Raw genomic sequence first — 25303 nt, 5'->3', positions numbered from 1 at the left:
CAAGCAGACGTGAAGGACGACTTAATGACGATCCAGCCAAACCTTCCCACCGCACCGAGCCGCGGCACCGGCACCGGGTATAAGATCCTCGAGACCGCCCGCGTGCAGGTCCTCAAGGACGGCATCGGCCTGACCCAGGCCCAGGTCGAAGAGGTCCTTCGCCTTCCGGACGAGGCGCTTCCCGCGGCGCTGGAGCTGGCACACCAGGTCCGGCTCCGGCACTGCGGCGAGGACGTGGAGGTGGAAGGCATCATTTCCATCAAGACCGGCGGCTGCCCGGAGGACTGCCACTTCTGCAGCCAGTCCGGCCTCTTCGACTCCCCCGTCCGGGGCGTCTGGCTGGATATACCGGAACTGGTCAAGGCCGCCAAGGAAACAGCCGCCACCGGAGCCACCGAATTCTGCATCGTCGCCGCCGTCCGGGGACCCGACATCAAGCTGATGAACCAGATCAAGTTCGCCATCGACCGCATCACAGCAGAGGTGGACATCAACATCGCCTGCTCCCTGGGCATGCTCACCCAGCGCCAGGTGGACCAGCTCAAGGACTGGGGCGTGCACCGCTACAACCACAACCTGGAAACAGCCCGCAGCTACTTCCCGGAAGTGGTCACCACCCACACTTATGACGAACGGCTGGAGACGTGCGCCATGGTCAAGGAGGCCGGGATGGAACTGTGCTGCGGCGCCCTGATCGGCATGGGCGAAAGCCTGGAGCAGCGGGCCGAACTCGCCGCCCAGCTTGCGGCACTGGAACCGCACGAGGTACCGCTCAACTTCCTCAACCCCCGGCCGGGAACACCCCTGGAAAACCAGGGCATCATGGACGGCAAAGATGCCCTCCGCGCCATCGCCGCCTTCCGCCTGGCCATGCCCCGCACCGTGCTCCGGTACGCGGGCGGCCGTGAACTCACCCTGGGCGACCTCGGTACCCGCGACGGCCTGCTCGGCGGCATCAACGCCGTGATCGTGGGCAATTACCTCACCACGCTGGGCCGCCCCGCCACCGCAGACCTGAACCTGCTCGTGGACCTCAACATGCCCATCAAGGAACTCCAGAAGACGCTGTGAACAGCGTTTCACTCCCCGCACGTTCAGCCGCGGGAAACTTTTGCGGGCACTGCGGCGAGGCGTACGACGGCGGCGACGGGCCGCCGTCGGACGTTCACCACCGCTGCGGCGAGCGCCTCACGATGGAACCGCCGCGCTACTGCGCGGCATGCGGGCGCCGGATGAAGGTCCAGGTAACACCGCTGGGCTGGACGGCGGAGTGCTCCCGCCATGGAGTGCATGCGTCATGAGCGGCGGCGTCGTGGACGGCATATGTAAGAAGGCGCCTGCACTTGAGTAGAGGGCTAACGCCTCTACTCCGCCTGCAACCGTGAGGGCATCGTGGAGTGAGCTGCAAAGGAGGCTCCCATGGCGCTTTACCCGGTGTCCTTCGCCCGTTGCCTTCGCCATCGGTGAAGGCATCCTCGCAGGGCCACTGGCTGAACCCGGAATGCCCCCGGAAGCAGGAAGGATGCCCAGGGGAACACGTGAGGGAATGGCCTTGGCCGGCCTCGCGTTAGGCTGGCTGGGCAGCAAGCTCGTCATTGCCGGGCCCAGGGCGCCGCAACGCTCGATCGCACACTGAGAAACAGCATCAGTGAGCCTTCCGAAGGGACCCCACGTCATGAACAAGAACCGGCTCGAAGCATTCAGCGACGGCGTCCTGGCGATCATCATCACCATCATGGTGCTGGAACTTCACGTCCCCGAGGAACCAACTTGGGCAGGTGTGGCCGGCATTCTGCCCACCTTGTTCAGTTACTTGCTGAGTTTCGTGTACGTGGGCATCTACTGGAACAACCACCACCACATGATCCACCTGGCGAGCCGGGTGAACGGCGGGATCCTGTGGGCCAACCTTCACCTTTTGTTCTGGCTGTCGCTGTTCCCGTTTACGACACGGTGGATGGATGAATCCGGCTTCATCCAGGTCCCTGTCCTGCTTTACGGCATCAATCTGCTGTTAGCCGCGATCGCCTACTTCATCCTCGAACGCCGGCTGATCGCCGTGCAGGGCAGGGACGGGGCGCTCGCCAAGGCTGTCGGCCGGGACTGGAAGGGCAAAGCGTCCCCGCTGATCTACCTTCTGGGCATCGCGCTTACCCTTGCCCAGCCCCTGCTCGGGATTGCCGTCTATACAGTCGTGGCGTTGATCTGGCTGGTGCCGGACCGGCGCGTGGAGCATTTCGTCGCCTCGGCCCACCACGGTGACGTTGGAAACAGCTAGGCGGCACGGGCAGGCCAAAGACGCATGGTTCCTCATGACAGACTTTGGCCGCACCCCCAGAGATTCCCGTTCTGCTTCAGCCCCTGAGGTCTATATTGGCGTGCCAGTAGCGGGCGTTGTTTCTCGCAGAGGCCAACACCACCAGGCCGGTCTGGCTGTTGACGCTTTGTTTGGTTGAGGTGGGGTCGTTGATGTCTGTGTCGGTACTGCTGCTGATGATCGGCGTGCCGGCGCCGGGTGCGAAGGAAACGTTGTTAAGCGGCGATTTCTTGTAATAGATGGTGCCGCCTACCTCGGGCGCGACCGCGAACATCCAGACCTGGCCGTGTTCCTCGTCGATCATGACCATGGGCCGGGTATGGAGGTCCTGCACCTCACCGAACTCAGCGCTGGTCCAGTCGCCTTTGCCGTCGCGCACCAGGAGCGCCACCAACGTCTGGCCTGCATTTCGATTGGCTGTCTTGATCGCAGCGTAAAGACGGCCGCTGCCGTCGCTTGTCAGCTGCCTGAGGTTCAGATGGTCGTTCGCGCATCCCCCCGTGCAGTTCTTTCCTCCGCCGTAGGCCACCTCCGTCTGCCACGACTTGTCCGGCTGGCCGTCCTGATGAACGGCAAAGTAGAACTTCTTTTGCCCCGGCTTCTGGTTACTCCACATGATGCCGATCTTGTCGCCCTGGAAGGACGTGACTGCGGAGATGTCGTCGTAGTGCACCTGGGCGTTGGTTGTGGGCAGGACGAAGGGAGTGGCCCACTCCGTGTCGCTGGTGGTCGAGTGGTTGACGTAGACACGGTTGCTGTTGTCGGACGAAACGGTGGTGTAGGTGACCCACAGCTTGCCGAGGGAGTCCTTGGCCACCGTTATCGATTCCGTACTCCCCTTGTGGAGGGTGACGGGGAACCCGGCGTCCTCTGAGTAGGTCTTCGTCGATGCGTTGTAGCTGAAGCGGTGAAGCAGTGCGGACCCGGAGGTCACTGCCTGCTGGGAAGGCGGCGAACTCCACTCCGAGCGCACCGTGGTGCCCGACACGACGTAGAGCTTGCCGTCCTTTGCGTCCCAGAGTGCGTCACCGCGCGCGTTGGGCCGTGCGTCAACAACCGTATCCTTGTTCTGCCACGCCTGTGTTGCGACGTCGAGCCTGTGAATCGTCGTGGCATGTGCAGACGGGCTCCACAACAGTCCCCACCAGCTCCCATCCTGAAACCAAAGCTTGCTTTGGGCCTTGTCCGCCGTCGGGGTTTTCACGCCGTCGCCCGCATAGGACGGCCCGGGAATTCCGACGTCGGCGGCCTGGGCCGGCACGGGAAGTGCGACAGTGCCGGCCGCCGCGACTAACAGAGCGATGAAAAGGCGTAGCAGACGCATAACGGTCCCCTCAGAGTTATGTCGGTGGACTTATTCTTTTGCTGATAAATTCCTTCAGGTGCAACGGCCGTAACAATGAATTTGCCGATGCCCAGTTAGTGGCGATGGGAATGCCATGTGTGGAATACGACGCGGAGGCTATTTCATCACCTCCAGGCAGGAACACTGTACGTCCGCCATTCGTCCGCTCGGGATACCCTGAATCGCAGCGGAGCAAAAAAGGGGAGGTTGAAGGGGGCACGTTAGGTAGCCATGTGCATTACCCCCTTTCCGCTGACGAGCCGGTTCTGGGCGAGGTCTGCAGTTCAATGGGAGGAACAACAGGGCCGGCCACGATGCTTATCGCCTGGCTGACGCCTGTTGACCGGACTCCCCCACACCCTTGTAATTGGCTACAAAGAGCAGCTCCTCGTTCGCCTCAGGGTGGAAGCACGGAATGATAAGCAGAAAGCGAGCCAAACAGTGAATCAGTCTGACATTCCCGACGATGGGGTCGCAGTCTGTCAGCGGAGTTCAGATTCGAGTGATTCCCTTGGGACTATGACGATCAACGAGTTACTGCTGGAGAGCCGCGTCGGACTTGAACGCGTTCACCCGGCGGATCTCGACAGGGAGATGGCAGCGGGCGCCCTTGTTGTTGACACACGCCCGGTCGATCAGCGGGACCGCGACGGTGACCTTCCCGGCGCGGTCATCATCGACCGAAACGTTCTCGAGTGGCGGCTCGATCCCTCCAGCCCCCACAGGCTCCCAATCGCTGACGACCCTGGCCGCCGGATCATAGTTGTCTGCAACGAGGGCTACAGCTCCAGCCTCGCCGCGCACACCCTGCAGCGGCTGGGGCTAAAACGTGCCACCGACCTGATCGGCGGTTTCCAGGCCTGGGCAGCGCTGCGCAAGCAGTACGACTAAATACCTCGCGCGGGGTAGGCCCAATACACGGGGAAAGTCTTCCAGCACTTGGCGGGAGGATCGAGTACCCGGTACTCGTGTGCCTGAACCCGCAGTAACTTCTACTGGTATCTGTACCAAAGCGCTGCCCACATGCCACTGCGAACACCGTCGGGGCGCAGCGGCAAGATTAACTTGAAGGAGAACGGTCAGCATGACACCTCGTGACGCACAGGCCCCCGACTTCCGGCACGGGGGGCATCTCCACGAGCCGACGCAGTACGAAGCGGGAGGGCGGTTGAAGCCGCGCCCGTGGCCCGTTGGCCCGAGTGAGAGCCACGGGAAAGTGGACTTTGACGACGGCGAGGGAAAGGTCGTCTTCACCCTCTACGTTCAGCGCGGGCCCGAAGAAGAGTACGTCCTGCACGTCGAGCACTTAGCCGCGCCGTTGCGGGTAAATGGTACGCTCCTTCGCCTGAGTCCGGCGCCCCGCGTGGACAGGGACGCCGCCGGCTTTCGCCGGATCACCGTTGCCCGTTCGGCCGCCGTGAAGGCCGAGGCCGAGCTGGACGCCGCCGTCAGCGCCGCCCGCGCAAACGGGGACTCCTGGGAGGTTATCGGTGCTGCCCTCGGCACGTCCGTCAAAATTGCCCGGGAGCGGTTCGGACACGCTGAGACGACGGCGAAATAGGCGACCGACGAGCGCCGAACGTTCCCCTGATTGCCCGGCGTCAACGGACAGAGCATTAGAACGTTCCGTGTACCCTGCAGGCGCCACCTCATCCTGGTTCAAACCAAGGCAGTACACCTAGCCCTCACATGAGTTAGGTATGCCAAGCCCAAAGGCAGGGGATGAATCAGCATGGCCAAACGCAAAGCAGCGGCACTGGATGTGGCACGACGGGCAGGGGTCTCGCGCAGTGCAGTGTCACTGGTCGGTTGATGGCCTGGAATAGTCACCTTCGGCCTTGACGCCCTTCGCACCCCTGCCGCTGGCAGCAGAACGTTCGATGGGTGCCTTTGACGTCCTCAAGCCGGTCGGGGCGCCGTGGTCCTGCGGTCCACCAGTCGTGGGGTCACCAGTTGCCGCGGGCAATGTCGGCAAAGGGGTGCCGCGGGCAATGGACTCGAGTTCGTCGGCTGTTCACAAAGGGCGCTGTCCACACCCTCTTTGGCAGGACAACAGTACACCCCAGCTTCTATGTGGGCACCGAGGCAAGGTTCAAGTACGGGTCCGCACCGAAATCAGGAAGTCATGTTGTAACCCCAGTCCGGAACCATGAACAGGTGTAGGCCCCCCGGCCTACCCGAAAGAACCGGAACGAGGACTGCACAGACCCGACCACAGCAGGCGGAAGGCCTTCAGCCAGGGACTTGAACCCGCCAGCCACGCACCTGAATAGGCCGCGGCAGCCCGGCCACAGCCCGCGACCCAACTCTTTAGATGCCGCGAACACCAGCTTTTTAGACATGTCAAAGCAAAATCGCCCCTGACGAGGGAATACACCGTGCCCGAGGTTCCTGGGAGGCCGCAAGAACCGGCAATCTAATTTATGGCGCGACTTCCCCTTGACTGCTAAGCATACTTAGCTTTAGGCTCGTTAATGGAAGCGCAATACAGATGTTTAACCCGGGGCCTTCCCAAGGCCTAATGCCCATCTCGACTAAAGCGACATTTGGGCGCCGAGCCGGTTGAACCGCCTTCCCCCGCCGAACCGGCGGATGCCAAAAGAAGCAACCACAGAGACGCCCGGTCCCCTGCGCCATGCATCAGCACGGCCTTCAGCAGCCCAAGAACTAATACTGGACTGCCGGATGGGGTACGAGGGCCGATATCAAGGGAGCGAAACATGTCAGTTCTGAAGAAAGCCACCGTCGCAGCCGCTGGAAGCCTGTTCCTGATGGGCGCCGTTGCCGGACCTTCCCAGGCCGCAAACAACAACACATTGAATGATGGCCTCGTGAGTGTCACTGTCGGCGACATCACCGTCGAGGATGCTGTTGACGTCAATGTAGCCGCCAGTGTCGCAGCAAATCTCTGCGATGTCGCGGACATCGGATCGATAGCAGTTCTCGGCGAAGCAGTGGATGCCACCGGCAACGCGGTAACCGTCTGCGATGCCGCCACCGGTCCAGTTCGCATTATCAACAACTAGTACGCGCGAGCGATGAGGAACGAGCCACAGCACACGTAGCCGTCTTTCCTCTTTCCGATCATGCGAAGAGCCTTGGCCACCGGCCGGGGCTCTTTCGCGTGCACCGACCAAACCCAAGCCCCTGGCGCCCAGACTTACGAACCATCCCCTCTTGAAACTGTCGATGATCCCGCCGGGTAACGGACCTGTCGTGGGACGATGATGTCAGGTCCCTTTGCCACAGCACAGGTAGGTTCGCCTGTATCTTGAGATGGTCAGGTGCCCGAAATTGGAACATCACTGCCACCCTCACAGAACGTCCATTACCGGCCTTCGAATTTGGCCGGGGGAGCTCGGAGAAGGACGCGACTGGCACCACGAACTGGGCCTTTTCTCTCACCTGCCAGGGCGTACCCGCGTTATGCCGCGGTGCGGACGTTTTACCCTCAGTCGCCGGCGCCGGTGGCGCCTCCAGGGGTAGCCCAAGGCGGCCATCCGGAGCCATGATGGCTCTATGACTGATCCCCAACGGAAGTTGTCCGCCGCCGAGCTCGCCGAGGCCGGGCTCACCGGCTGGCGCGTGGCCGGCGACGCCCTCGCCGCCACCTTCAGGACCCGGAAGTTCTCCACCGGGCTGGAGTTCGTGAACCGCATCGGCGCCTCCGCCGAGGAGGCCAACCACCACCCCGACCTCACGCTCACCTACCCCGAGGTCGGCGTCACGCTCTCGAGCCACGATGTCGGGGGAATCACCAGCCGCGACATCGACATGGCCCGCACCATCAGCGGCCACGCCGCGGACCTCGGAGTCGCCGCCGCGGAGTGAGCCCGCGCCGTCGGGCACCGGGGGAACAGATCGTCGAGGCGATGAGCAGCTACGCCAAGAGGCGCGGTCGGTGCCAGCACCATCCTGCCCGCCGGACACGCCTAGGCCCGTTACACCCGAATGCCAAATTCGTCCTGAAGCCTTGCATGTAGCCTAGGGCTCCCAACAGATTCACACCCCATTAAGAAAGGGCGTTGCCGGAAGCTCCCAGCGCGCTCCTTAAACCTGCAGTCCTTGACGAGGCTGCTCCCTTAGGTTCCCTGCCCTGAAGACCAGGTTTGGTCACACCCCAACCTGACGTCAGGCGGCAGGACGCTCAAAATAGGGTGATTAGGGCAGTTCATACACACCACCGACCGCCTGTCTTAGATCTGAACCCGGACAGCAGCGGCCAGGCTTATGAGGTCGTGCGGGACGTCCGGGTAATTGTGCACCAACTTGTTCCACAACGCCGGTGCCACTGCCGCCTGCGTTCAGCGCGTGATCGGCAGTTGGGTCAGACCCGGCCCAACTGCCCGTACGTCTGGATTCCGTCAGCGAAGCATCCATCCCGGGAGGGGCCGCTCTTGTTTGTGGCTCCATGTCCAGCCGAATCAGTCACAGTTCCTCCACAGCAGGGCCAAAGCGCCCGGACAGCGACCCCACCCAGGATAAGAACAGCTTCGAAATCCGGAGTGGAACCAACAAGGAGAACAAACTGTGAATAGCGTCCGGAAAATCGCTGCAGGTGCCACTCTGATCGGAGCACTCATCGGAGGCGGAGCCCTCACCGCCGCCGCACTGCCCGCAAACGCCGCCACCACAACACCCAGCCCGTCCAGTACGGGCAAGGCCGGTGCGGACCATGGAAACGAAACGGCCCTCACGGGTGATACCGCTGACAAGGTCAAGGCCGCCGTCCTGGCCGCCAACGCAGGCGCCACCATCGATGCCATGACCAACGAAGACGACGGATCCGCCGCCTACGAAGCCCACATCACCACATCCGACAACACCCACGCCACCGTCAAGCTCGACACCGACTTCACCATCACCGCCACCGAAACCGGCGGGCACTGAGCCCACGCCCCTGGATCTCCGGGCGGACGCCACCATCGGCGTCCGCCCGGCTTTCCCTTCCCACTTCATGTGGTCAAGCGACCTTCAAGGCCCGGTTGCCGGCCGCCCCTGACTCAGGTCATCCTGATGAACCACCGCTCAAGAAAGACGCTGATGACCATCGTCTACTGCCCCCCGGTCCTGCCGGTTGCAGACCGTCCCCAATCCATCTCTGCCCTGGCCGCTATGCGAGTTGCCGTGTTGCAGGAAACCGACTCCTGGACGGACAAAGTGCCGTCAGCGGCATTTTGCGAAAGCGTAAAGAATCCGGGGAACGCACACCCCGTTGGCGGGAGCAGGCCATGAGCACCACCGCGCCGGCTGGTCCCCGACACGTCATAGCACGGCGTCCGGCACGGGACCGCGCTCTTGCGTGGGCTTGGTTCCGGAGGGCGTTATCCGTCACGGTCGTCGCAGCTGCCGTCATCGTTGGTGTGCAGCTGGGCCTGGACGGTCCAGCCGTTTCTCCTGTTCAACCCTCAATAATCGCGGGCGCGGATACCGTCGGCTCAGGTGCAGGGGCCGCCCCGAATCAACAGGTTCGTCCCGCGCCTGCAGGCGGCGGGCCTGCACGGGCCGACGGCCGGGGAAGGCACTAAGACCGCTTTTAAACAATCCAAGAACCCGACTGCGCCGCTTTAGCCGCGCGTCAAAGAAAGAAGACCATGACTGCAACAGCCGACCGTTCCGGATTTGCACGGTCCGATTCACCGGGAGGGACCGCAGGAGGAAGTATTTCGCCCGCTGTGGTGCTCTGGCTGGTCATGGCAGGTGCAGTCGCCGTCGTTGCCCTCGCGGTCATAAAGGCTCCCCACCCGGTGTTGTTCAATCTTCCCCTCCTGGCACACACATCCGGTCTGCTTGCCGGCTACGGTGTAACCGTCATGGTGGCACTGATGTCACGCGCACCTGCCCTGGAACGCGGAATCGGTGCTGACCGTCTGGCCCGATGGCACGGTTTGGGCGGCAGGGCAATCTTCGCACTCATCCTCATCCATGGCGTCGCCGCGACCGTGGCATGGTCAATGGGTCAACGCATCCCGATATGGGCTGCCACCGCGGAAGTTCTCCACATGCCAGGACTTGTCGCTGCCACGGCCGGAACAGTGCTCTTCCTGGCGGTTGGCTACGTTTCTGCACGGAACGTGCGCCGCAGACTGAAGTACGAGACCTGGCACTTCCTCCACCTGCTGACCTACCTGGCGATCGCACTGTCCTTCTCCCACGAACTGGCAGGCCCCGACCTGGCAGGACTTCCCCTTGTACAGGTCGCGTGGAGCCTGCTCTACACCTTCAGCTTCGGGCTGGTACTCCGGTACCGGGTCCTGGCACCGCTCACGCAACTATGGCGCCATGGGCTGCGCGTTGATCACGTGATCGATGAAGGAGGCGGAGCGGCCAGCCTCATCCTTCGCGGCCGCCACCTCGACGAACTCCACGCCGAATCCGGACAATTCTTCCGCTGGCGATTCCTGACCGGAACCCTCTGGTTATCGTCCCACCCCTTCTCACTCTCAGCACCACCCCACGAGCAGTTCCTGCGGATAACCGTCAAAGCGATCGGTGACGGCACGCGGCTGATCCACGCCGTGAAACCCGGCACAAGAGTCCTCGCCGCCGGCCCGTACGGCGCCATGACGAACGAACGGCGCCAAGGACGAGGAGTCCTCCTGATCGGCGGCGGGGTAGGCATCACCCCCATGCGTGCACTCTTCGAAACACTGCCGGTCCCCGAAAGAACCCTGACCCTGCTCTACCGGGCGTCCTCTCCAGAGGAGATACTTTTCCGCGACGAGCTTGAACACATCGCCCACCACCGGGGCGCCCAGCTGATCTTCCTGACCGGGAGTTCCTCAGCCCCCCGGAACGCGATAACCGCCCAAAGCCTCCAGCAAATGGTTCCGGATATTGCATCCCGTGACGTCTACATCTGCGCGTCCCCAAGATTTTCCGCCGCCGTGACAGCGGCCCTGATCCAGGCGGGCCTGCCACGAAGACAACTCCACCAGGAGGAATTCAGCTTCTAATCCCACCGTGCAATGAACCGCATCCAGCAGACGCCAACAACCGCCTTGTGAAGGCAAATGGAAAATGCCGAGCGGAAAGGTTGGAATTGGAGACGTTCATGGTTTCCGGCCATCGTTGGAATTGCATGAAAGCGGCTGCTTTGCGGGGTGCGCCCACGACCAGGGATCAATATGGTTGATAGGCGGGAGCCATGTGAGCTCTTGTCGTTCCTGAACCTTTGAGCGGTCACTGTCCGAGCCGCCTCTCGATCAATTCCCTAAGGAAAACTGCGTGGATACGCGAAAGCTGAAGTATTTCCTGGCCGTTGTGGATCATGATGGCTTCAATCGCGCTGCAGAGCATTTGCTGATAGCGCAGCCTTCGTTGTCCCAAACCATTGCCAGTCTTGAAAAGGATTTGGGGGTTCCACTGTTCCATAGGATCGGTCGACGTGCTGTTCTGAGCGAAGCCGGTCAGGAGCTGGTTGGTCCTGCCCGGCTGGTCATGCGGGACCTTGATGCGGCCCAATCTGCGGTACAGGCTCTTCGAGGTGTCCGCAGCGGCCAGTTGGACATCATTACGATGCCGTCCCCGGGGATTGAACCTTTGACTTCGATGATCGCCGGGTTCACCCGCTCGCACCCGTCGGTTCGATTGAACGTGGTAGCCGCCTTCACCCCGGAGGACGTCATCGAATCTGTCCGCAGCGGCAGCACGGAGATTGGACTGGCTGGATCCCCCAATCCCATCCGGGTCCCCGGCGTCGAGGTGCTCGAGCTGGAGCGCCAGCCACTGATCCTGATTGTGAACCCGCAGGCGGATACCTTTCAGCCTGGCGTCGCGGTCCAACGGGAAGATCTGGCCGGACACCGGCTGATTGCAAGCCAGCGCGGATCATTGATGCGGTGGCTCGTAGATGATGCTCTGGCCCGCGGTGTGGATCTTGAGATCGTGGTTGAGGTGGCGCACCGGACCTCCATTCTGCCCCTGGTATTGGCAGGCGTCGGGCACGCCGTTATGCCTTCGTCCTGGGGCCCGCTGGCGCACAGGTCCGGGCTTCGCACCCTTCTCATCGAGCCGGTATCCGATCTCAACGTGGCAATCGTGAGCCGGAAACAAGACCTCACGCCGGCTGCAAAGGCGTTTCTGGAGATTGCGAAACTCCACGTGAACCGATCAAAGCCGACCCACGACCATTCATAGGTTAATCCTATCTAGCGCATTGAATCTTGGTCTTGGACGCAGTTGGACTGGAGCCCGTCTACTTGAAGAGGAAGGAACGGTGTGACCCTGCTCCCAGGCAAGCACCTCACACTCAACGAGGAGACACATCAACATGAGCAGCACGCAGAAGTTCAGCATCGCTTCAATCCCCGCCGACGGCGTGGGCAAGGAAGTCGTTGCCGCCGGCCGCCGCGTCCTGGACGCCCTGGCCGAAAACTCCAACGGGAAATTCGCCTTCGACTGGACCGAGTTCCCTTGGGGCTCCGAGTACTACGACAAGACCGGCCAGATGATGGACCCCAAGGGCCTGGACGCCCTGAAGGACTTCGACGCCATCTACTTCGGCGCAGTCGGCTGGGAAAACGTCCCGGACCACATCAGCCTGTGGGGCCTGCGCCTGAACATCACCCAGAACTTCGACCAGTGGGCCAACATCCGCCCCGTCAAGTTCCTCCCGGGCGTGCAATCCCCGCTTCGCAAGGCTGACAACACCGAACTCGACTGGGTTGTAGTCCGCGAAAACAGCGAAGGTGAATACGCCGGCCTGGGCGGACGCAATCTCAGCGGCCGCGGCCCCGGCAACGAGGTGGCCCTGCAGACGGCGTTGTTCACCGAAAAGGGCTGCGAACGCATCATGCGCTTCGCCTTCGATCTGGCCCGGACCCGCACCGTCAAGAAGGTCTCCTCGGTGACGAAGTCCAACGCCCAGCAGTACGGCATGGTCCTGTGGGACGAAGTCTTCAACCGCGTGGCCCAGGACTACCCGGACGTGCAGACCGAAAGCGTTCTGGTGGATGCGATGAGCGCCAAGTTCATCCTCAAGCCCGAGGACCTCTCCGTCGTGGTCGCCTCCAACCTGAACGCGGACATCCTCTCCGACCTCGGCTCGGCACTGGCCGGCAGCCTGGGCCTGGCCGCCAGCGCCAACCTGAACCCGGAACGGCGCTTCCCGTCCATGTTCGAACCGGTCCATGGATCCGCTCCGGACATCGCGGGCCAGGGCATCAGCAACCCGATCGGCGCCATCGCCAGCGCCGCCCTGATGCTGGACCACTTCGGCCTGCACGAGGAAGCACGCCGGGTCGAAGCCGCCATCGAAGCCGCCACCGGCTCCGGCCACCTGACCCGCGACGTCGGCGGGGACGCGAAAACCGACGACGTCACCGAGGCGATCATCAAGGCACTGACCCTGGCACCCGCCGCCGTCTAGCACGTCTCTCCCGGGAGGTCCCAAGCCAAGCGGTGTCCCGAGGGCCCCGACGCGAGCTTGCGAGCGTTGGGAAGGGACCTCCGCGGGCGGCGGAAAGGCCGCCGTCGAGCGTCCCCTTACACACTTCAGCGTTATTCCAGCGACATTCCACAATGAGGTAGGAATCATGGACCACATCACCACCGCCGGCAAAGCGACACCGGCCACCAAAACCCGCTGGTACCGCCAGCTCTACTTCTGGGTACTGACAGCAATTGTCATCGGCATCCTTGTCGGCTGGCTGGCCCCAACCGCCGGCATCGCCATGGAGCCCATCGGCACCACCTTCGTGAACTCGATGAAGATGCTCATCGGCCCCATCGTGTTCCTGACCATTGTGGGCGGCATCGCCAGCGTCGCGGACCTGAAGAAAGTCGGCATGACCGGCTTGAAAGCCCTGACCTACTTCCAGGTCGGCACCATCTTCGCCATGGTGTTCGGACTGGTGGCCATCAACATCTTCCGCCTCGGTGAAGGCGTGAACGCCGACCCCGGTGCCATCAAGACCTCCGACTCGGCCGCCAAACTTATCGACGCCGGCCAGCACCAGGAATGGTGGCAGTTCCTCACCCACATCATCCCGAACAGCATCGTAGGCCCCTTCGTTGAAGGCGACATCCTGCAGATCATCTTCATCGCCGTGGTCTTCGGCATCGCCCTGAACTCCATGGGCAAAGTAGGCGCTCCCGTGCTGGATGGCGTGCAGCGGCTCACCGGGGTCATGTTCAAGATCCTCAGCTTCATCATGAAGGCAGCCCCGCTGGGTGCCTTCGGTGCCATGGCCTTCGCTGTTGGCAAGTACGGCGTCTCATCACTGACCAGCATGGGCGGGCTCATCGCCCTCTTCTACGTCACCTCCATCCTGTTTGTGGTGGTGGTCCTCGGTTCAGTGATGGCCTTCCTGAAGCTGAACATCTTCCGGATGATCCGGCACCTCAAGGAGGAGTACATGCTCATCCTGGGTACCTCCACCGCCGAACCCGCCCTGCCCGGGCTGATGCGCAAGCTCGAGCACGCCGGCGTCAAGAAGGAAACCGTGGGCCTGGTGGTCCCGACCGGCTACAGCTTCAACCTCGACGGTGCCGCGATCTACCTCTCCCTCGCCGCCCTCTACATCGCTCAGGCCACCAACACGGACCTGACCATCGGGCAGCAGTTGGGCCTGCTCGCCGTAATGCTGCTGACCTCCAAGGGCGCAGCAGGAGTGGCCGGCGGCGGCTTCATCGCCCTGACCGCCACGCTCACCACCATCGGCACCATCCCGGCCGCCGGCATCATGCTCATCTTCGGCATCGACAAGTTCATGTCCGAATGCCGGGCCCTGGTGAACTTCACCGGCAACGCCGTGGCCACCCTCTTCATCGCCTGGTGGGACCGTACCCTGGACGTGGACCGCGCCCGCCGCGTCTTTGCCGGTGAAACGGTGGAGCCCATTCCTGCCGAGGACCTGGTCCACGCGGACGACGCTACCGACATCGACGACGATATCGCCGGGTACGGCCTACACGCCCCCAAGCACGCTGGAACCGAAGGGCTGGCACCCGGAGGACCCGCCGTCGTCGAACCCTCCACCGGCCGCCGCCCTGCCTACTCGGAAACTGTCTGACATGACGGCAGAAACCGCCCAGCAAAGCGTCCGCGCCCTTATCGCGCCGGACAAGTTCAAAGGCAGCCTCACCGCCGGCGAAGTGGCTGACGCCCTGGCCTCAGGGCTCCGCTCAGTCGCTTTCCCTGGCGGCCAGGTCCACTGCGAACTGCTGCCGCTGGCGGACGGAGGTGACGGCAGTGTCGATGCCGCCGTCGCCTCCGGCTTCGGTCGCCGCAGCTGCACCGTCGCAGGACCCACCGGCCAACCGGTGCAGGCAAGCATCGCGTTCGACGGCACCACGGCAGTGGTTGAGGTGGCGAACACCTGCGGGCTCGGGCTGCTCCCCGACGGAAAGCTCGAACCGCTGGAGGCCTCCAGTCACGGCTTCGGCGAAGCAGTCCTTTTCGCCCTTACCCTCAACCCGGCCCGCATCATCCTGGCCCTGGGCGGCAGCGCCAGCACCGACGGCGGGATGGGAATGCTCACGGCCCTTGGCTACCGCTTCCGCGACGCAGAGGGCCGGCCACTTTACGGTAGCGGACGGGCGCTGGCCCAGATTCATACCGTGGAACGGACTGCCCTTCCCGAGCTGGGCGAGATTGAACTGATAGTAGCCAGGGATGTCCACAACCCGCTCCGCGGCCAGCAGGGCGCACCAGCGGTATTTGCACCGCAGAAGGGTGCCACGCCCGCTGATATTGCCGGGCTCGATGCGGCCCTGGCGAACTTCGTGGCGAAAATGTCCGAAGCAGGATTCAAGGACGCCGCGGCGCTGGCAGAAAACGACGGAGCAGGCAGCGCAGGCGGCATCGGCTACGCCTGCCTCCTGCTCGGGGCCCGGCAAGTCTCCGGCGCGGACTACTTCCTGGACCTGCTCGACTTCAACACCCGCAAGGACAACTGCGACGTTGTGATCACCGGCGAAGGCAGCATTGACGAGCAAACCCTTGCCGGGAAACTACCGGTGGCGGTGGCCCGACGGTCCGGAAATCGCCCCATTATCGCCGTTTCCGGCCGCTCCATGCTCCCCAAAGAGCGCTGGCCAGACCTGGATCTGACCCGCGTGGTCACCCTGGCTGAATACACCGACCGGGACTCATCAAAGGATCCCGAACTCTCCGTGTTGCTGCTGCGAAAAATCGGCAAAGACATCGGCATAAGCCTCCTGGAGTTCGGCTCCAATTAACGTGGGAAACTGAAGCACCCGTCCGGGGAGTCACACGGGCGGGTGCTTTTCATTGCCAGTCCGCCTTGAACGGTGACCTCATCTCCAAACCTATGAGAACGTCCAGAAGGCAGCGACTGATCTTCCCAAGGCTGTGGCCATCAGAGCCCGCTTGCGGGGACCGAGGATCCGTGCGGGCCGGTTCATTGATGAGCCCATACCAAACAGGCCCTTGCACTGGCAGAGAACCTCCTTCTAGACTCATGAAATCGATATCAGTGATGGACATCATGTTTGAGCCGTGGGATTGGTCTGCCCTCGTTAGGGCTCTGATGTCGCAACCAGTTACGAACGAAGGGGTTCACCTTTGAACTATCCAGCAATTTGCCGTCCACTTGGCGGCGCCTTGGCGCTTTGTTTATTCATGGCGCCCGCAACGGCGCTCAGCGCTGGCGCGGCGCTCCAGCAAGCTCCTGGAGTCGATCTTTCATCGGGGTTTACCGGAAGTGAAGCTCAAAAAGTCCACCGACGTAGTCTTCTACCGGGTTATGGTTCGCCAGGGCGCCGGGACGCCCAAGGCCGAACTGCGGGTGCGGTTTACCGCCGCAGATGGACGGGAGGTCGGCCAGGAGGTTTCTGCCCCCACTTCATTGAAGGCGGGATCCTGGTCCGAAATCAGCCTGACCGCAGCAACTCCTGCAGACGCGAAAAACGTTCAAGTCTCCGTCCATGTCCTGGGCAACGGTGCCGTGGATGTTGACGATATCGCCCCGAACGTCCGCCAGCAGCAGGAAACGGTCCCTAATGGTGGGGCTGAGTCAACGATAGGGACCCCGCTGGCTCCGGCAGGTTGGGCTGCGGCTTCCACCCAGTGGGAACCCGTGGCTGTGCCCAACTCGTCTGCAGAACAGGGTTCCACCTCCCCTGACAACTGGAAAACCTTTAATTACGCCACCCCGAAATCCACGATGGTCTGGGATCCTTCCGTCGCACACACGGGTTCCAAATCACTGCGGATCGATGGCGTCCCGGGAGGAATTGCTGACTGGCAGCAAACCAACTACGTGCCGGTGACTCCCGGCATTTACAAATTCGGATTCTGGGTCAAGGGTCAGAACGCCGCCGCAGGTGATATCCGCCCACTCGTAATTTTCCGCAACGCCAATGGCCAAACCGTCGGTGGTGACCGTGTCATCAGCAACACCATCACCACTGCTGATTGGACGTACGTGGAATCCACACTCACGGCCCCGGCAGGGGCGGTCTCTGTCCGCATCGACTACCGGCTCTACAACGGTGGAACAGCCTGGTTTGATGATGTTTCCATCGCTCGGCAGGTGACATTGCCTGGTGTGGCGGCTGGTAACACCGCCGGTGTCGACACGGCAACGGCCAAGAGCGGGGAGAATTCACTGACGTTGGCCAACAAGTCCGACGGCGATCAGTCAGTGTTGGAGTCTGCCGCCTTCCCCGTGGAACGCCTCGCCGGCTACGATTTCTCGGCGATGATCAAGGCAGCCCTGGACGGCGGCACTGCCACCGCTGGCGTGAAATACCTGGATGCAAATGGGAAGACCCTCAGCGAACAAGTCGTGGACAGTGTTCAGGGCACGACTGACTGGCATGCCGCGGGTCTCCAGGCCTTCCCTCCCGCGGCCGCAACGGAGGCGCAGGCGTTTGTCCGCCTGAAGGGTCGGGGCCAGGCCTGGTTCGATGATTTGTCGCTGGTCCGAAGCACGGTGATCGACCCTGCAGCGAAGGCGGTCACATCCCGGCCATCGCTGTTGCTCGGCAGCTCCGATGTGGCGGCGCTCCGAGAGAGGGTGAAGACAGGAGTTGTCGGTGACGAATATCAAAGGCAACTCGCACTGTCCAAGAAGTGGAGCGTTGAACAGCTTAAGGACCCCACTTACCTGGCCAACCCCTACCGCGCGCAAAGCAACATTTATACGGTACCGACCGGTGCCACCAAGATGCGCCTCACAGCCGAGCTGGCCGGCAAAGGGTCAACAATGGCGGATGCGCTGACACTTACCTCGCTGGCCAACGGCCAGCCGGTGACCATTTCCGACAACAGTTTTGAGGCTTTTGGAACCCCGGCGAGCCCATGGTCGGTCACCTCGGCCACTCCCGGCGCCGCTGTAGCCACCTCCACGGAATGGGCGGCAGCCGATACCGTTTCCCTGAGGTATGCAGGGGCTGCACCATCAGACAAGGCAACCATCGTTTTGAATCAGGACCTGCCCGCAACGGCAGGTGCACGCTACTCACTCGGAGCAACCATCAGCCAGCGGGGCCTGATCGAAGGCACCGGCCTCACCTGGACCGTCAGTTTCACGAACGACGCCGGGGCGCCGGTTGGAGCGGCATTCAAGACGCCTGCCTATAACTGGGACACGCACACCCGTTGGGACTCCCCGCTGTTTGAAGCCACCCAAGCCAACGCCAACGTTTACCTCGTAACCGGAGACGAGACCGCCGCGCAGAAGGCAATCCTGGGTCTGAAATACCTCATCGGTGAATCAATCTGGGGCATGGACTACGCCCTCAGCACTGGTGGAAAGCCTAACGGTGAAGACGGCTACGGCGCGGTGCACTTCGGCCGGGCCATGGGCGGATTCGCCCAGGCACTTGACCTCGTCATGAACTCCAAGTCGATGGGTGACACCGACCGCGCCTGGCTCACGGACCGCCTCGGCTGGATGCAGGACACCCAAATGAATCAAACCTACTACGACCGCTCAACCGAGGCCGGACGGATTTCCAACTGGAACCTCGACAGGGCTATCGGTGTCGGGCTGGTCAGCATGGCGCTGCCCAACCTAACCTCCGCTGAAACCTACAGAGCCCACGCTCAAGGTGAAGTGGAATGGACCCTTCAGAACGTCGTCGGCGACGACGGCGCGTTCCCCGAGACCGTGCGGTATCACGCGGCTCCCCTCGTGCGGCTCGTCCCGTTCGTTCAAGCCCTCAAACGGGCAGGCGGCGCGGACCTGGTCAACGACCCCAAGCTGAAGAAAATGTTCACGTTCCTGGTGGACATTCAAACACCAGTGGATTCAACGAACACCAAAGCGCCCGGAACGGTCCTGATGCCGGCCATCGGCGATGCCGACTACAACGAAAAGCCCTACCGGATCCTGGGATGGAATGCCGCTCTCTACAAGGACTCCGACCCGGCACTTTCCGGGGAAATGGAATGGACCTGGCAGCGGGCAGGTTCTCCGATCACGGATACCGGGGCGAATCCCTGGACGCTTCCACCGCTTCTGAACACTGACCCTGCGCTGCCTGCCAAGGACCCTGGCCTGACCTCATCAGCAGTGACCAGCGTTGGCTATGACATCCTGCGGAACAAAGTTGGCACCCCCGACGAGAACTACCTCATCATGTCTGACACACCCCGCACCCTGGGCCATAATCACGACGACCGCTCCGGATTCTCGCTCTGGGGGAAGTCTGTTCCGTTGGCGCTTGACTCCGGAACAGGAGGCTACTTCAACGGTGACAACGTCTGGTTTAACAGCGCCGCGGCTCACAACGTCGTCCAATTCCAGTCCGACGGCTCCTGGCAGGGCACAGCCCCCTTCGTGCAGACGCCCGTCCGCTACTATTCCGAAAAACTCGACCTGGTTCAGACCGGCGGGGCCACGCCGGGCGCTACCGATTACCAGCGCAACATGATCCAGCTCAAGGGCGGATTTAACGCCTACCTTGTCTGGGACCGCATCAAATCAACCAACCCCAGCAGGTTCAACCTTCATACCTTGACCACCTCAATGGACCAGACGCCCGGGCTGCTCGTAGCCCACGGCTATCAGGGAGTGGACCTGGATGTACACCTCCTCGGATCGGCACAACCCTCAATTGCCCTGGACAAGGGCAGGGTCTCCGGTGATTGGCCGCAGGAGAACCAGCAGTGGCTGCAGCTTGGCCAACCTGCCGGAACAGACCACACGGTTTTGCTCCAGCCCAGGGCCAAGGATGCGAAGCCGCTTGAAACCATCGAGCACGCCACAGGGTCGACTTCCCTGAAGGCCTTCGAGCTCGTCACCGCCAGCGGAGAGCGAGCAATGATCGTCCTCAACAGCGGTGATGCCCCTGCGGAGACTGACCTCGGCCTGGCCGGTTCGTGGAGTGCTGCGACGCCCTCCGGGAATGGGTCGGTCAATGGGGCCAGCGTCAGCGTAAGCGCCCATCAGGCGCTGGTGCTCATGAAGACCCCGTAAAAGGAACGCTCGGTCCCATGACGGCTGAGGCGGGCCTGCCGGTCCGTCTCAGCCGTCTGCATGATGGCACCCGGCATTCAGGGCATGGAAAGGGCCGGTGGCAATGGCTATACGCGCCATCACCACCGGCCCTTCCGGCGCCCGGCGGCAAACCAGGGCCAGCCCGGTCAGGTCGCCAGTTGGCTGACCGCTTCCCTTCGGCCGGACTATGCCGCCGGGATTTCCACATCGATTTCGGCGCTGCTGACCGTGCCGCCGTCGGGGCGCTTGCCCACCACCTTGTACGTCCGGTCGCCGGATGGTTCGGGCAACGTAAACCTGGTTTGAAAGAGGTCCTCCGCGACGACGACACCGTCGGCATCTTCGCTGACGTCAAGGACGTCGAAAACGGTCACGGTCCTCGGTTTGGTGCGGGCGAGTTCCGCGCGTGCCCCCTGATAGCGAATCGACAGCATTGGAATATCCGGGTCCAGACTTTTCGCGTCGACGTCCTCAAAGGCGCAGGCGCCGGTGGTGCAGACACCGGCGTGCACGGTCTCCGGCAATGGGACGATATCCCGCGCCACCGACTGCCATGCCCTGCCGTCAGCGGAAACCAGAGCCGTGCTGAGGTGGCTTCTGGCGTCACGCTGCAGGCGCAACCAAGGCCGGTCTCCGATGTCCACCTGGCTGAGGTCCCGCAGGTACGGGCTGCGGGTCTGGCCTCCACCGGCATCGTCACCCGGGTTGCCTGCGCCGAAATCCTCGCGGGTGTCCAGGGTGCGGGTGCGCAGGACCAGCCGGCCGCCGGAGTCGACCCCGAAGAAACGGGACCATGTCCCGCTGGGCAGGGCCTGACAGGGCACGGGCTGAGACGGTAGTCCGGACCGGTGCCCGTTCGTTGCGGCGACGATGCAAGTCACAACCGGGGCTTTGAAGTGCTACGGGAGGTGCGGGGTACGGACCGGAATCCAGATCCTCATGGTCGAGCTGCCGCGTTCGGCCCAGGAGTGGTAAGGGACCAGCGCCGCTTGGGCCCTGTCGGCGGTCACCGTGTCATTTTTGTTTGTGAAGGGCCAGGCGGGCCCGGTCGGTCCTCGGTTCAGTCCGACCAGCTGTACGGTGACGGTGCCATCCTTCTCGCGGAGGCCGGCCGCTGTGTCTATGTGGGCGTCGGAGAGCTCCCACCCGGCCGGGAGGTCAACGGATTCCAGGGCGAAGACTTCGGGGCCGCGCTCGACGGCAACGCAGCCGCGGACAGCGTCAATGCGGTCATCGGGCCAGGAGAATCTTGGGGTCATGGGAAACTCGAGGATAATTTCCTGGCCGGGCCGGAAAGCCTCGGTGTGTGTGGTTGTTCCGGGGCCGGCAGGCCTCGCCCCTTCGCCGGCATTCAGCGTCGCGCCGGTGGCCCAGGCGGGGACCCGCAGACTGATGCTGACGGGCGTACCGGGCGCTTCGGCCACGGTCAGCTTGATCCGTCCTGTGGCTGGGTAGTCGGTTTCGACGTCCAGGATCAGGGCGCCGGTGGCCAGTTCGGCGCGGATGCGTCCAGCCGCATACTGGTGAATCTGTACTCCGTCTGCGTCCGTGGTTGCTACATAGGAGCTGAGGCTTGCCAGGGTCCGGGCGACGTTGGGCGGGCAGCAGGACACTTCGAACCACGCCTCACGGCCGCTGGAGCCTCCCCGGATGCAGACGCCGTCTTCGTTCAGTGGCGCCTCCCCGGCGGTGGTGCGCTCATGCAGGGTGTTGGCGTAGAAAAAGGACTTTCCGTCGGCGGAGGGCGATGTGGCCACAATGTTGTAGAGCGTCCGCTCGATCAGGTCCGCGTATTGTGGGTCCCCCGTGGCCAGCAGCAGGCGCCAGCTGAACATGTTGGAAGCGACTCCGGCGCATGTTTCACAGTACGATCGATCCGGCGGGAGCACGAAGTCTTCGCCGTAGGCTTCGTCCATGTGATGTGAGCCCATTCCGCCGGTGATGTAGGTGCGGCGGGCGACGGTGTTTCGCCATTGGAGCTTCAGGGCATCGAGGAGTTCGGTGTCGTTGGTTTCAACCGCAACGTCGACGGCGCCGGCGGCAAGGTACAGGGCGCGAACGGCATGGCCGCGCAGGACCGTGGCCGCGCGGACGGGCATGTCGTCCTGCCAGTAGGCCTGGCCGAATTCAAAGAGGGGCAGCGTTCCGGTGCCTCTGCGCTCGATGAAGGTCCTGGCCTGGTCCAGGTAGCGCCGTTCGTCGGTGACCCGGTACAGCTCCACAAGGGCTACCTCGATCTCGGCGTGCCCGCATACTTTATCCAGCCCGCCTGGCCCGAACATGATGCAGACGTGGTCAGCAAGTTTTCGGGCAACGTCCAGGAGCTTTACCGCCCCGGTGGCGCGGTGGTTGGCTACTGCAGCCTGGATCAGGTGGCCGAAACAGTACAGCTCATGGCCCCACTTGAAATCGGAGTAGCGGGGCTGCTGCCAGGGCCGGCCAAACAGCGTGTGCAGGTAGCCGTCCGGCTCCTGGGCTGCAGCCAACTCGTCGATGAAGGCTTCCATGACCTCACTGAGTTCCGTTTCGCCGGAGCGGGCGTGTTCCCAAGACATGGCTTCGATCAGCTTGTAGATTTCCGAGTCGGCGAATTCCCGTCCTCGGTGCTCGTACTTGTCCTTTCCGGCAGCCTTCTCAAGGTTGCCCAACCAGTCAAGCCGGGTGACCCAGGAGACGGCATGGGGAATGATGGCGGCGCGGTTTAGTTCCTGGCGTTCCCCCCAGAAGCCTCCCGACAGCGATACAGCCGGCAGGGGCAGTGGCGAAAGAGCACCTCTCGAGGGGGCGACTGGGAGAGTTTTTGCTGCGGGGACGTAAACGGATTTCATGGGGCCTCCATATGCCGCCGCAAGGCGGCGGGCGGGATTTTCGACAATATTTGAGGAGAGAGAAACTTCGGTATGGCTAGGCCGGTCGCGCCAGCTGTTCCGCGGCGAGCTGGGTGACACCGTAGACGGGGTCTTGGGTGACCGGGCGGACATCAGTTATTCCGTCTTTGGCCAAGGCTTCACGGAAGGCTGATTGAAGCCGCAGTACGTGCATGCCGAGCCCTCCTCCCAGGACGACGGGTCCCGCGATGCCCAATTGAGACAGTGTCTGCGCTGTCATATCAGCGAGATCCTGCCCGGCACGGTCAAGCATCTTCTGACTGGGAAGGTGTCCAGCGTCGGCGGCCTCTACTACCAGACGTGCCTGCTGCGCCCAGTACCGGCGTCCTGTGCCCGCCGAATGGAACAGCGCCATCAGTTGATTCGGATGATCCAGATCGCATGCGCGGAGGAGATTCCGGGTGAGGGCGTCCGCTTCGTAGCCTTGGTTCATTCTGCGCAGGCTGTGGCGGACGGCTTCCCGGCCGAGCCAGTATCCGCTTCCTTCGTCTCCCAGCAGGTATCCCCAGCCCCCTGCCCGTGCCTCGACTCCGCGCGGATTGCGTCCCCAGGCCGCCGACCCCGTCCCGGCGATGACGGCGACTCCGCTGCTGACTCGGCCTGCTGCCAACAGCAGCCGCGAGTCGTGGACGACGGTGGTCAGGGCTTTCGGTGCGAAAGGGGCAATGAGAGCTTTTAGGGCTTCGGCATCGGCTTCCGTGTCGATTCCTCCGGCGCCGGCGTATACCTGTACAACGTTTCCGTAGCCAATATCCGCGAAAAGCTCTGCGAGGTGGGCGTGGGCACCTTCCCGGCTGACGTTCTGGACGTTGGCACTGCCGGCGATACTGTCAGCGACAGGCACGCCATTTTCGAACCGTACGCCGTGGGTCTTGGTCCCACCAATATCCAAACCGATCAAGGCTCCCGTTGCGCCACTGGCCGTATGGATCCCCTCGGCTGTGAACACGGAGTTTGTTGAGTTGGTCATATCGCGCCTGACGTGGTCGTAAAGGAAACGGTCAAAAGGTAAGCCAAGTCGTCAACGTGGCCTGGGTTCTTGGACCCCCGTGGTGGCGACAATGGCGACCAGCGGCTCCGTGGTGCCTGCCCGCAACGTCACAGGGTTTTCATTGGCTCCGGCAAAAGCAGTGTTGCCTTTCCCCAGTTCCAATGTCTGCAGTCCGGTGTCAACCACGCCACTGCCGGAGGCCGCCAAGACAAGCACTGGAACACGAGCCGGAAGCTCCATGTTCGGGGCTCCGGGTTCCAGCTCGATCCGCTGCAATTGGAACTCCTCGAAGGGAGAGGTTGCCAGATCAGGTGGCCTCCTGCGGGAGACGTGGCGGCAAGTCTTGGAACGGGCAGGGGCGTGAAGTCAACTGTTCTCAACAGTTCTTCAACGTCAATGTGCTTGGCGGTGAGTCCGCCGCGCAGCACGTTATCGGAGGAAGCCATGACTTCGATGCCCAAACCGTGCAGATAGGCGTGAATGTTCCCGGCAGGCAGGTACACGGCCTCGTTGGGACGAAGGGAAACCCTGTTCAGCATCAGGGATATCAAAACCCCAGGGTCCCCTGGATACGCTTCGCCGAGCTCCAGTGCGGTTTTCAAAGCGGCGGTATGGGGACCTTCGGGGATCGTCGAGCCCAGCAGCGCCGCCACGGCGTCAACGGCACGGGAGACTTCATCGCCGCCCCTGATCAGTCCGGCGAAGGTTTGCCGGATAACAGTTGGGTCGTCGGCGCCGGCAAGAGTGGAGCTGGCCTGTTGCAGGACCTCGGGGATTCCGGCCCCTGTCTCCCTGAAAGAGGTCACGAGCGCGTCGAAAATCGCTTTGGTCTCAGTTGCAGGGCGAAACCCGCACAAAGCCTCGAAGTCCGTGAGGGCCAGAATCATCTCGGGCTTGTGGTTAGGGTCCTTGTAGTTGCGTGCCTGGGCATCTTTCGGGACGCCGAGAGCATCTTCGGCTGCGAAGCCGGACACGGCCTGTTCCCGTGTCGGGTGTACCTGAAGTGACAGTGGAGAGTCAGCAGCCAGCACCTTCATCAGGAACGGCAGTGTGCTCCCGAAGGCGGCGTGGCTGTCCGGCCCCAGCAGGCCTTCCGGATCAGCACCAATCAACTCATTCAGGCGTTCGCGGCCGGTGTCCAGGACTGCCACTGACGGCGCTCCTGGATGGGCGCCGATCCACATCTCCGCCTCAGGGGCACCTGAGGGTGTGCGGCCAAGGTAGTCAGCGATGAGTGTCGTGGAACCCCAGGCGTAATCCCTGATCGGGTTGTTCAGTTTGTACATGGCTTCTTCTCTCGGAACCAGGAACCGCAAATGGCTCGGACATATCAGCGGTGGGAGGGAGTCG

General features: G+C 62.7%; 19 protein-coding genes. 14 read left to right on the top strand and 5 right to left on the bottom strand.

Annotated elements, in window-relative coordinates:
- Positions 1–24: 24 nt before the first annotated feature.
- The 3 genes from bioB (at position 25) to FBY33_RS14290 (ending at position 2278) form a co-directional block, all read left to right on the top strand.
- The gene (gene bioB, locus FBY33_RS14300) at positions 25–1071 is read left to right on the top strand and encodes a biotin synthase BioB (RefSeq protein ID WP_142031130.1); all 1047 of its coding nucleotides are present in this window, start codon (positions 25–27) and stop codon (positions 1069–1071) included.
- Positions 1068–1301, top strand: coding sequence for a biotin synthase auxiliary protein BsaP (bsaP, locus tag FBY33_RS20955; protein ID WP_142031129.1), 234 nt, complete (start codon positions 1068–1070; stop codon positions 1299–1301). Before bioB ends, bsaP begins: the two co-directional genes overlap by 4 nt.
- Positions 1302–1648: 347 nt before the next feature.
- Positions 1649–2278 carry a TMEM175 family protein gene (locus tag FBY33_RS14290; protein WP_235010576.1) on the top strand — a complete coding sequence of 210 codons (630 nt, stop codon included), beginning with the start codon at positions 1649–1651 and terminating at the stop codon, positions 2276–2278.
- Between the two features lie 76 nt (positions 2279–2354).
- Here FBY33_RS14290 and FBY33_RS14285 read toward each other — a convergent pair whose 3' ends face one another.
- Positions 2355–3641 carry a hypothetical protein gene (locus FBY33_RS14285; RefSeq protein ID WP_142031128.1) on the bottom strand — a complete coding sequence of 429 codons (1287 nt, stop codon included), beginning with the start codon at positions 3639–3641 and terminating at the stop codon, positions 2355–2357.
- A 540-nt stretch (positions 3642–4181) separates the two neighbouring features.
- Here FBY33_RS14285 and FBY33_RS14280 point away from each other — a divergent pair.
- The 11 genes from FBY33_RS14280 to FBY33_RS14225 all read left to right on the top strand — a co-directional run bounded on the left by FBY33_RS14280 (position 4182) and on the right by FBY33_RS14225 (position 20053).
- Positions 4182–4553, top strand: a complete 372-nt coding sequence (locus tag FBY33_RS14280; protein WP_142031127.1) for a rhodanese-like domain-containing protein — start codon at positions 4182–4184, stop codon at positions 4551–4553.
- 193 nt (positions 4554–4746) lie between these two features.
- Entirely contained in the window at positions 4747–5223 is a 477-nt protein-coding gene (locus FBY33_RS14275) for a hypothetical protein (protein WP_142031126.1), read from the top strand.
- Positions 5224–6382: 1159 nt separating this feature from the next.
- Positions 6383–6688 (top strand): hypothetical protein, encoded by a 306-nt coding sequence (locus FBY33_RS14265; protein ID WP_142031125.1) that lies wholly within the window; start codon positions 6383–6385, stop codon positions 6686–6688.
- 493 nt (positions 6689–7181) lie between these two features.
- A complete protein-coding gene (locus tag FBY33_RS14260) occupies positions 7182–7493 on the top strand; it encodes a 4a-hydroxytetrahydrobiopterin dehydratase (protein WP_142031124.1) in 312 nt (103 codons plus the stop codon).
- Positions 7494–8192: 699 nt separating this feature from the next.
- Positions 8193–8552, top strand: coding sequence for a hypothetical protein (locus FBY33_RS14255; RefSeq protein ID WP_142031123.1), 360 nt, complete (start codon positions 8193–8195; stop codon positions 8550–8552).
- Between the two features lie 704 nt (positions 8553–9256).
- Positions 9257–10618, top strand: coding sequence for a ferredoxin reductase family protein (locus FBY33_RS14250; protein ID WP_200831390.1), 1362 nt, complete (start codon positions 9257–9259; stop codon positions 10616–10618).
- Positions 10619–10889: 271 nt separating this feature from the next.
- Positions 10890–11801 carry a LysR family transcriptional regulator gene (locus FBY33_RS14245; protein ID WP_142031122.1) on the top strand — a complete coding sequence of 304 codons (912 nt, stop codon included), beginning with the start codon at positions 10890–10892 and terminating at the stop codon, positions 11799–11801.
- Positions 11802–11934: 133 nt separating this feature from the next.
- Positions 11935–13032 carry a tartrate dehydrogenase gene (locus FBY33_RS14240; protein WP_142031121.1) on the top strand — a complete coding sequence of 366 codons (1098 nt, stop codon included), beginning with the start codon at positions 11935–11937 and terminating at the stop codon, positions 13030–13032.
- 166 nt (positions 13033–13198) lie between these two features.
- Positions 13199–14677: a C4-dicarboxylate transporter DctA gene (dctA, locus tag FBY33_RS14235; RefSeq protein ID WP_142031120.1), complete on the top strand. Its 1479-nt coding sequence runs from the start codon at positions 13199–13201 to the stop codon at positions 14675–14677.
- A gap of 1 nt (position 14678) precedes the next feature.
- Positions 14679–15845, top strand: a complete 1167-nt coding sequence (locus FBY33_RS14230) for a glycerate kinase (protein ID WP_142031119.1) — start codon at positions 14679–14681, stop codon at positions 15843–15845.
- Between the two features lie 485 nt (positions 15846–16330).
- Positions 16331–20053, top strand: coding sequence for a heparinase II/III domain-containing protein (locus FBY33_RS14225; protein ID WP_142031118.1), 3723 nt, complete (start codon positions 16331–16333; stop codon positions 20051–20053).
- 206 nt (positions 20054–20259) lie between these two features.
- Here FBY33_RS14225 and FBY33_RS14220 read toward each other — a convergent pair whose 3' ends face one another.
- The 4 genes from FBY33_RS14220 to manA form a co-directional block, all read right to left on the bottom strand.
- A complete protein-coding gene (locus FBY33_RS14220; protein ID WP_142031117.1) occupies positions 20260–20898 on the bottom strand; it encodes a hypothetical protein in 639 nt (212 codons plus the stop codon).
- Between the two features lie 75 nt (positions 20899–20973).
- Positions 20974–22902 carry a glycoside hydrolase family 127 protein gene (locus FBY33_RS14215; RefSeq protein WP_142031116.1) on the bottom strand — a complete coding sequence of 643 codons (1929 nt, stop codon included), beginning with the start codon at positions 22900–22902 and terminating at the stop codon, positions 20974–20976.
- Positions 22903–22978: 76 nt separating this feature from the next.
- Positions 22979–23932: an N-acetylglucosamine kinase gene (locus tag FBY33_RS14210; protein WP_142031115.1), complete on the bottom strand. Its 954-nt coding sequence runs from the start codon at positions 23930–23932 to the stop codon at positions 22979–22981.
- A 128-nt stretch (positions 23933–24060) separates the two neighbouring features.
- Positions 24061–25239, bottom strand: coding sequence for a mannose-6-phosphate isomerase, class I (manA, locus tag FBY33_RS14205; RefSeq protein ID WP_327436755.1), 1179 nt, complete (start codon positions 25237–25239; stop codon positions 24061–24063).
- Positions 25240–25303: the final 64 nt, after the last annotated feature.

This window comes from Arthrobacter sp. SLBN-112 (assembly GCF_006715225.1).
Lineage (GTDB): Bacteria > Actinomycetota > Actinomycetes > Actinomycetales > Micrococcaceae > Arthrobacter.
Note: the sequence above shows the minus strand (reverse complement) of the source record. Positions and strands in the feature narration are given on the sequence as shown.

Excerpts from the sequence above, each read along its gene's own strand:
- bioB (WP_142031130.1), top strand. The coding sequence starts at position 25 with ATGACGATCCAGCCAAACCTTCCCACCGCACCGAGCCGCGGCACCGGC.
- FBY33_RS14285 (WP_142031128.1), bottom strand. The coding sequence starts at position 3,641 with ATGCGTCTGCTACGCCTTTTCATCGCTCTGTTAGTCGCGGCGGCCGGC.
- FBY33_RS14280 (WP_142031127.1), top strand. The coding sequence starts at position 4,182 with ATGACGATCAACGAGTTACTGCTGGAGAGCCGCGTCGGACTTGAACGC.
- FBY33_RS14275 (WP_142031126.1), top strand. The coding sequence starts at position 4,747 with ATGACACCTCGTGACGCACAGGCCCCCGACTTCCGGCACGGGGGGCAT.
- FBY33_RS14265 (WP_142031125.1), top strand. The coding sequence starts at position 6,383 with ATGTCAGTTCTGAAGAAAGCCACCGTCGCAGCCGCTGGAAGCCTGTTC.
- FBY33_RS14260 (WP_142031124.1), top strand. The coding sequence starts at position 7,182 with ATGACTGATCCCCAACGGAAGTTGTCCGCCGCCGAGCTCGCCGAGGCC.
- FBY33_RS14250 (WP_200831390.1), top strand. The coding sequence starts at position 9,257 with ATGACTGCAACAGCCGACCGTTCCGGATTTGCACGGTCCGATTCACCG.
- FBY33_RS14240 (WP_142031121.1), top strand. The coding sequence starts at position 11,935 with ATGAGCAGCACGCAGAAGTTCAGCATCGCTTCAATCCCCGCCGACGGC.
- dctA (WP_142031120.1), top strand. The coding sequence starts at position 13,199 with ATGGACCACATCACCACCGCCGGCAAAGCGACACCGGCCACCAAAACC.
- FBY33_RS14230 (WP_142031119.1), top strand. The coding sequence starts at position 14,679 with ATGACGGCAGAAACCGCCCAGCAAAGCGTCCGCGCCCTTATCGCGCCG.
- FBY33_RS14215 (WP_142031116.1), bottom strand. The coding sequence starts at position 22,902 with ATGAAATCCGTTTACGTCCCCGCAGCAAAAACTCTCCCAGTCGCCCCC.
- FBY33_RS14210 (WP_142031115.1), bottom strand. The coding sequence starts at position 23,932 with ATGACCAACTCAACAAACTCCGTGTTCACAGCCGAGGGGATCCATACG.
- manA (WP_327436755.1), bottom strand. The coding sequence starts at position 25,239 with ATGTACAAACTGAACAACCCGATCAGGGATTACGCCTGGGGTTCCACG.